The organism is Streptomyces sp. rh34 (assembly GCF_002551245.1).
Lineage (GTDB): Bacteria > Actinomycetota > Actinomycetes > Streptomycetales > Streptomycetaceae > Streptomyces.
Genome location: NZ_NTGZ01000312.1, coordinates 1 through 7,888, shown reverse-complemented (window position 1 = coordinate 7,888; position 7,888 = coordinate 1). Strand labels below are relative to the sequence as shown.

General features: G+C 69.5%; 6 protein-coding genes. 4 read left to right on the top strand and 2 right to left on the bottom strand.

The annotated features are described in order from the left end of the window. The 3 genes from CR470_RS39905 to CR470_RS33540 all read left to right on the top strand — a co-directional run. Positions 1 to 1,566 (top strand): hypothetical protein (locus CR470_RS39905; protein ID WP_097871222.1); only part of this gene is annotated, 1,566 nt, incomplete at its 5' end. Then, positions 1,563 to 3,476: a TOMM precursor leader peptide-binding protein gene (locus CR470_RS33545; RefSeq protein WP_097871221.1), complete on the top strand. Its 1,914-nt coding sequence runs from the start codon at positions 1,563 to 1,565 to the stop codon at positions 3,474 to 3,476. The genes CR470_RS39905 and CR470_RS33545, both read left to right, overlap by 4 nt. Positions 3,477 to 3,537: 61 nt before the next feature. Continuing rightward, complete coding sequence (locus tag CR470_RS33540) at positions 3,538 to 5,331, top strand: thiopeptide-type bacteriocin biosynthesis protein (protein WP_257139007.1); 1,794 nt, start codon at positions 3,538 to 3,540, stop codon at positions 5,329 to 5,331. Here CR470_RS33540 and CR470_RS33535 read toward each other — a convergent pair. Both CR470_RS33535 and CR470_RS33525 read right to left on the bottom strand, forming a co-directional pair. Continuing rightward, positions 5,328 to 6,419: an IS630 family transposase gene (locus CR470_RS33535; protein WP_097871219.1), complete on the bottom strand. Its 1,092-nt coding sequence runs from the start codon at positions 6,417 to 6,419 to the stop codon at positions 5,328 to 5,330. The genes CR470_RS33540 and CR470_RS33535 overlap by 4 nt on opposite strands. A 288-nt stretch (positions 6,420 to 6,707) precedes the next feature. Beyond that, a complete protein-coding gene (locus CR470_RS33525) occupies positions 6,708 to 7,019 on the bottom strand; it encodes a hypothetical protein (protein ID WP_097871217.1) in 312 nt (103 codons plus the stop codon). Between the two features lie 104 nt (positions 7,020 to 7,123). On the opposite strand from CR470_RS33525, the gene CR470_RS33520 reads away from it, so the two are divergent. Further along, positions 7,124 to 7,888: endonuclease/exonuclease/phosphatase family protein (locus CR470_RS33520; protein WP_107489524.1), on the top strand; the 765-nt coding region annotated here is incomplete at its 3' end.

The window sequence follows — 7,888 nt, the reverse complement described above, 5'->3', positions numbered from 1 at the left end:
ATCGCCGCCCGGCCCGCCGCGGCAGCGGCCGCGCTCACCCGCAGCCGCGCACGGGTCCTCACCGCGCCTTCGGACAGCCCGCTCGCACGCACCGCCGCACAGGCACTGGACCGGGCCGGTATCCGGGCACAGGTCGTGGAAACAGCAAAACTGCCCCACGGGCAGATCCTCCTCACCGCCTCCGGCCACCGCGAACCCCCGGCCGCCACACCGGAACGGGGCCCGGCGGAAATAGCGGTGGCCGTCGGCGTACGGGCGGGCATCGGGTTCGTCACCCCCGTGGGCAGCACGGACCAGGCACGCGCGGACGCCGACGCACTCGCGAGCAGATTACGCCGACGGGAGGTACCCGGCACGGCCGGGCACCCCGCGCTGCCCGCGCTCCTGGCCTCGTCCGCCGCACAGCGGCTGGTGTGCGCGGTCGCCGGGCTCCGCGACCCGTCGGCCGAGGCCGGCGACGCCCGGCTCCTGCCCGGACTGCCGATGGCCCTCATCGCGGAACAGGAACCGCTGCGGGGCGAGTACCGGAGCTGGCCGGGACCCGTACTCATCGACACCGACCGGACCCTCCCCCCCACTGCCGTGCGTACGCTGGCCCAGTCCCTGGCCCGTATCGCGGTACTCACCGACAGCAGGACCGGAGTACTGGAAGAACCCGTCCCCGGGACGCTCCCCCAGCTCCCCGCGGCGCTGGTCCATTGCACGACCGAGGACGGCCCCCTCCTGTCCGGTGCCGCCCGGGCGGACCTGGCCCGGCTGGAAGCCGTCTGCCGTGCGGCCGAACTCCGACTGGGAAACGGCGAAACGAACCTCGTCGTCGGAGCCGGCACGGAACACGCCCGCGGACGCGCACTACGGCGGGCCGTGACAGAAACAGAACAGAACCCCGGAGCCGCCGGGCGAACCAGCCGGACAAACACACCGGCACACAGCCCCTCAAAGACAGCCGCAGCCCAGAACAGCCCGGGCACGGACCACCCGGTAACAGTGCCCTGGAACCCCGCGGCCGCACACCACCCCCAGGCAACGCACTGGTGGTCCGTCCTGGTCCACCGGCTCGGCATCGAGGCAACCGTCACCGTCTCACGCCTGAGCACGGGCGGCCGGCCCGTCTTCCACGCCCGGGTACACGGACACACCACCACCACAACAACCGCACCCGGCCTGCTCGGCACAGCCGTCGAGGCAACACCGCACGACGCCGTCGCCTTCGCCGCACTCTCCGCCGTCGTCCAAGCCCAGTCAGCCACAGCCACCACCCACACCCAACACCTCGTCACACCCAACGGTGCGTCCGCGGCACTCACCCGAACCCAGGAACAAGCACCCTGGGAAAACACAGGGTGGACATCGGCGTGGCTCACCGAACTCGCCGGCCGGGAACCAGACCTCCAGGACACCCTCACCGCCCTCACCGGACACACCCCACAGCACTGGGAACCACCGGCCCCCGCCCCCGCCGCCACCCACGCACTGTGGTCAGCACTACGACAGTGCGGCTTCTCAGTCCTGTCCACCCACCCCCGACACACCACCCACCCCACCACCCCGGAAGGACCCCCGTGACCCCACCAGACCAACTCCGGCAAGCCCTCGCCAAGGAAACACTCACCACCGTCCTCAACACCGCAGACGCCCTGCAACTCACCGAAGGCCACGCGGTCGTACTCCTGGACACCTGGACCCTGAAAAACGCAGAAGAACTGTCCCGCCACGCACTGCACCACCCCATAACCCTCACCCCCGTCCGCTGCGACGGCGCCCTGACCGTCATAGGCCCCCTACTCCACCCCAGAACACGCGGATGCCTGTCATGCAGCGAGTACCAACGACTCGCAACCATCGGCGGCCGAGTCCCCTGGAACAGCCCCGGACTACAACTCCAAGGCCACCCCTCCCCCACCTTCCTCAACACCATCGGAACACTGACCCGCTCCCTCCACCACACAAACACCACCAACACAACCATCCACGTCGTCCACCACGGCCGGGGCACCTGGTCCACCCACCACTTCGAACCCATGGGCGGATGCCCGGTCTGCCACCCACTGCCCCCCGACAGTGCCGAGGTGGCCGAGGCCGCGTTCGGCCCGGACGCCCGCCGTTCACCAAGGCCTCCCACCGACCCCGCGACCCTGCGCGAACCCAACCCCCGCACCGGACTAACAAACCTGCGGAAGGTGCTGTACGACAAACGATTCGGACCGGTCCACCAAATCCTGCGCACCGAAGAATCCGCCCACAGCCTCACGAGCGCATACGTGACCTACGGCCGTCACACACGCGACGGCGGCTACGGACGAAGCATCGACTTCGAAAGCAGCGAGCGCATCGCCCTGTTCGAAGCGGCCGAACGCCTGGCATCGATGAGCCCCACCGGCCACCGGACCGTACTACGCGCCCCGTACGCGGAACTCGGCCCCGACCGGGCGGTGGACCCGGTACGGCTCGGACTGCCCGACCCCGCCCACCACGGCCACCCCGCCTCCACGACCGTGCCCTACACACCGGACCTCGAACTCGACTGGGTACACGCCTGGTCCCTCACCCATGACCGCGCGACGGCGGTGCCCGAACACGTGGCCTACTGGGACGCGAGCCCGGGCCGGCCCCGCGTGGTATACGAGTGCTCCAGCGGGTGCGGGTTGGGCAACAGCCCCGCGGAGGCCGCACTGTACGGGCTCTTCGAAATCGCCGAGCGAGACGCCTTCCTGATGGCGTGGTACGCGCGCACCCCCCTGCGCAGGATCACCGTGCCCACAGAAGACCTGGAAGTAGCGCACCTCGTGGACCGTGCGACGCTCGCCGGCTACCGGGTGACACTCTACGACGCAACGAACGACTTCCAGATACCCGCCGTCATCGCCGTCGCCCTGCACAACGGCGAACCCGCCTCAGCGCCCAGGGCATTCATCGCCGCCGGAAGCCATCACCACCCACGAACCGCGATCCGCTCCGCCGTCACCGAGGTAGTCACCAACGTAGTGAACGCCGTCCACCGACACCGGGCGGAACCCCAGACATTCGACCGGCAACGGCTGCTCCCGATGCTGCACCAACCCGAACTCGTCACCACACTCACCGACCACGTAGCCCTCAACACCCTCCCCGAAGCCCGCTCCCGGCTGGACTTCCTCGACCCACACAGCCCCGCAACGGACTGGCACGACATCTGGCCCCCCACACCAACACCCCCACCAGAAACCACCACCCTCCTGGAACAAACCGTGACCCGACTCGCCAACCACGGACTAGAAGTCCTCACCACACCACTGAACCAACCCGCCGTACGCGACCGGCTCGGGCTCCACACGGCGAAGGTCGTGGTCCCGGGCTCGCTGCCGATGACGTTCGGGCATGTCAACCGGCGCACCCACGGGCTCGACCGGCTCCTGGAAGTGCCGTACCGGCTGGGACGCACCCAGCGCAGGGCGCACCATCACGAACTCACACTGCACCCACATCCATTCCCATGACAGAAAGACACAAGCCCCCCGACACACCCAACAACCACAACGCGGAAGAGGAACCCACCACATGACGAACGGCCCCCGGAAGCCCCCTGCTTCTGCCCGGCCGAGCTCTCCCGAGGGCGAGGCGCGCATGGGCGGGACAGGAAGGGAGACAGGAGAGGGAACAGGGGCGAGCACCTGGCTGAGTCTCCACTGCTTCCTGCGGTCAGCACCCGAGAACGTCGATGCCTTCCTCACCGAGGACGTGGCCCCGCTCCTCGACGGACTCGTCGCCGAGGGCGAGGCCACCGGCTGGTTCTACATCCGCTACGACGAGGGCGGGCACCATCTGCGCATCCGGGTGCGCGGAGTAGCGAAGGCGCGGGCCGCGTCCCTGCCGGCGATTGTCGCGCGGTCGGCCGGGCGACTACCGGTCGCCGATTACGCACGCGGGCAGGCGGAGCACGCCGAGGTACGGGTGGAACGCTACGTTCCGGAGACCGGGCGCTATGGAGGTCCCGAGGCCCTGCCGGTGGCGGAAGAAGTGTTCGTCCTGTCGAGCCGGGTGGCCGTGCGGGCCGTCCGTGACACCCCGCTGGGCAGCGCCCGGCTCGCCCTGGGCATCGATCTCGCCCACGCCACCGCTCTCGCCTGCGGCATGGACCGGCTGACGGCGGCGCAGTGGTTGCGGCGGCACGCCGCGAGCTGGCGGTGGGCCGAGAATGTGCCTCTGCTCGGCCCCCAGCACGTCCACGCGAGGGTGAACAGTGTCTACGCGCTGCAACGCGAGGCTCTCACGACCCGGGCACGGGCCGTACGGCAGGCATTGGAGGACGGCACGGGCGCGGGGACACCGAGCGACTGGTACGACGGTGTCCGCGACGCCGACCGGGCCCTCGGCGCCGCCTCCCCCGCGGTGAGCCGCCCGCAGATATGGGCGTCCCAGCTGCACATGCTCTTCAACCGCCTGGGGATAGCGCCCGACGAGGAGCGGGCGGTGTGCCGACTGGCCGCGCGCGCCCTCCTGGACCGGGGCGAGCCGGCCTCGTACTTCCCGGACGGCCACACCTCCCCGGACCGGCAGTACCTGGAGCGGAGCAAGTTCCACCTCGGGCGGGAACAGGACTCGGCACCCCGCGACGTGCCGGCCCGACCGGCCGGAGAACACGCTCCCCGGGCCGACTCGGAACGTCCGCTTCCCGCAGGACCGTTCCCCGCCACGGATCTGCAGACGGTGATGAACAGCCGCGTCTCCCGGCGGGGCGCGCTGACGGGTCCGCTGGACGCGGCGACCCTCGGCACGCTGCTGTGGGGAGCGCACGCGTCAGGACACGAGTCGGTGCACGGGTTCGCCGACGGCAGTGAACGGCTCATGCGCCACCGGCCCTATCCGAGCGCGGGCGCCCTCTACACCGCCGGTCTCCGGCTGATCGCGCTGGACGTCCAGGGGCTGGCGCCGGGCACCTACCAGTGCGTGCCGCAACGGCGTGCGCTGCGGTACATCGGTCCGGCACCCGCCATGGACGAGGTCAGGTCGTTGTCCTCGTACCTCTCGCGCCCCCACGACGATCCCGACCGCATCGTGCCAGACTCGCTCCCGGTGGTCCTGGGCCTCTATGTCGACCTGGGGCGGCTCAGGGAGCGGTACGGTCTGCGAGCACTGCGGCTGGGACTTCTGGAGGCGGGCCACCTGGCGCAGTCACTCCTTCTGACCGCCACCGCGCTGCGTCTGGGCACCACACCACTCGGCGGGTTCCGGGACGACCTGGCGCAGGAGGTCTTCGGGCTGGACGACCTGGACCAGCCGCTCCAGTACGTGCTGCCGGTCGGCCGTCACCCGGCGATGCCGGCGGCGAGTGAACCGGGCCCGGGCGTCTAGTGGCCTGAGTCAGAGATTCGTCGGCAGTAGGCGGCGGCTTTGTCGAGAATCTCGTCGGCCGTCTTCGTCCAGACGAAGGGTCTGGGGTGCTCGTTCCAGTCGGTGAGCCAGCCCCGGATGTCGCGTTCGAGGGCTTGGACCGAGCGGTGGACGCCGGGCTTGAGCTTCTTCTGGGTCAGCTCGGCGAACCACCGCTCGACCAGGTTCAGCCAGGACGCGCTGGTCGGTGTGAAGTGCGGGTGGAACCGTGGGTGGGCCAGCAGCCAGCGTTTGATGTGGGGCGTCCTGTGCGTCGCGTAGTTGCCCAGAATCAGGTGGACCTGCAGGTCGGCCGGGACTTCCTTGTCCAGCTTCGCGAGAAACTTCTTGAACTCCACTGCCCGATGGCGGCGGTGAAGGGAGCCGATGACCTTGCCGGTCGCGACCTCGAGGGCGGCGAAGAGGGTCGTCGTGCCGGCCCTGACGTAGTCGTGGCTGCGACGTTCGGGAACGCCGGGCATCACCGGCAGGACCGGCTGGGACCGGTCCAGAGCCTGGATCTGCGACTTCTCGTCCACGCAGAGCACCAGAGCCTTCTCCGGCGGATCGAGATACAGACCGACGACGTCGCGGACCTGGTCGATGAACAGCGGGTCGGTGGACAGCTTGAACGACTGCGACCGGTGCGGCGCCAGTGCGAAAGCCCGCCAGATCCGCGAGACCGTCGACTGCGACATGCCCGTCGCCGCGGCCATTGACCTGGTCGACCAGTGGGCCGCGTTCTTCGGAGTCTCTTCGAGTGTTCTGACGATGACCCGTTCGACGTCCGCATCGGTGATTTTCCGGGGAACGCCGGGCCGCGGGTCGTCGCACAAGCCGTCCAGGCCCCGATCGAGGAATCGGCGTCGCCAGGTGCGGACCGTGTCCGGGGTGATCCGCAGCCGGCGTGACACCTCCATGATCGAGTGGCCTTCGGCGCACTCCAGCACGATCCGCGACCGCTGGGCCAGAGCCTGGGCAGTCGTCCGGCGGCGTAACCAGCCCTCCAACACAGCCCGCTGGGCATCAGTCACCGACAACGGCGGAATCTTCGGACCCGGACGACTCATGCCCGACTAACGACGAATCTCTGACTCAGGTCACTAGGGTCTGTCCGGCCTATCACGGAGAGAGTTCCTGCCGACGGCGTGGGCTGGCTATCCTCGCGTGGTGAACAGCCATGAGTGAGTTGATGTGGGGTGGCGTCGCTCTCATGGGCGGGGGGCTCTTGGCCGCCAATGTTCGAGGGGTAGCCGACCGGTTCCAGGCGATGTCCTACGCCTACCGATCGTGGCCCAGCAGCGTCATGACATGCAGGGTGATCGGAGGCGTCTTCGCCCTCGTCGGGGCAGGGATCCTTATCGCTGCCGGGCTCTGAACCGCAGGTGGTGCAATGACACTCGTACTGCTCCGCGGCGTTCGGTGATCAAGGTCTGAGCCATAGCCGGACAGCCGCGATCGTGACGGTCGGTGAACGCGAGCACGGATGCCGCACCGATCGGGTCCGTGTCCAGCTCGCCCGGCTCCACCGACTCCAGGAGCTCCCGCTGGGTCCGCTCGGTGCCGGCCTCCAGCTCCGCCCGGACGCCGGCGGTGACTGCGGCGATGTAGTCCTGGTCGTTGAGGTCGGCGGCCCAGGTCGCAGCAGCACGTGCGGCCTCCGCGTCCAAGGACTCGGTCCGCCGATGGAACCGTGCCGGGTGCGTGGGCGTCTCCGTCTTGGGATCCGGTGATCACGTTCATTCCGCCGGGCACGATTCCGGGGTGGGGACGGGTGACGGACACGGTTGCAGAAGCTCGGCGCGAGGCCGGGCGGCGGCGGGCCGGTGGTCGCGGGCGGCGATGGGGGTTGCTGGGCTGCGGGGTCGCGCTCACCGCGCCCGCCGCTCTGCTCGTTGTCCGGCTGGCAGGACTCGACGCCGGAACGCCGCTGGCGATGCCGATGGTGCTCTTTCCCTGGACGACCGTCATCGGTGTGCTGGTGCTGCTGCTGATCACCGCTGTTCCCGCGCTTCGGTCCCGATGGGCGCTGGCCGGCGCAGCAGCTCTGGTGATCGCTCACGCGGCGCTGCTGGCGCCACGGTTCCTAGCTGATGGCCAGCAGGTGCCGACGGCTGCGGTTGAGCTGCGTATGGCCACCATCAACACCAACGGAGGTGCCGCCGACGCCCGGGCAGTGGTGAAGCTGGTCCGCACGGAGCGGATCGATGTTCTGGCTGTGCAGCAAATGCCGTCGGGCGGAGTGGAAGCCCTCGACAGGGCGGGCCTGGGCGCGTTGTTGCCCTACCAGGAACTCCACCCCGAGTACGACTCCTCGGTCTACTCACGGCTCCCGCTCACCGCCGCCGGCACGACACACGGCGATACCGCCTGGCCCCAGACCGTCGCCGAGGTCGCGGTCGGCGGTCGCAGCGTGCAGTTCGTGGCGGTTCACACCTACTACCCCCTCGGGAGCCCGGAGCGGTGGGCCCGGGACATGACCGCGCTGACCTCTCTGGCACAGCGCGCGGGCCCGGACATCTGTCTCTTATACACATCT

What these genes read in the sequence shown, in the direction of transcription:
- CR470_RS33540 (WP_257139007.1), top strand. Translation starts at nt 3,538, where the DNA reads ATGACGAACGGCCCCCGGAAGCCCCCTGCTTCTGCCCGGCCGAGCTCT.
- CR470_RS33535 (WP_097871219.1), bottom strand. Translation starts at nt 6,419, where the DNA reads ATGAGTCGTCCGGGTCCGAAGATTCCGCCGTTGTCGGTGACTGATGCC.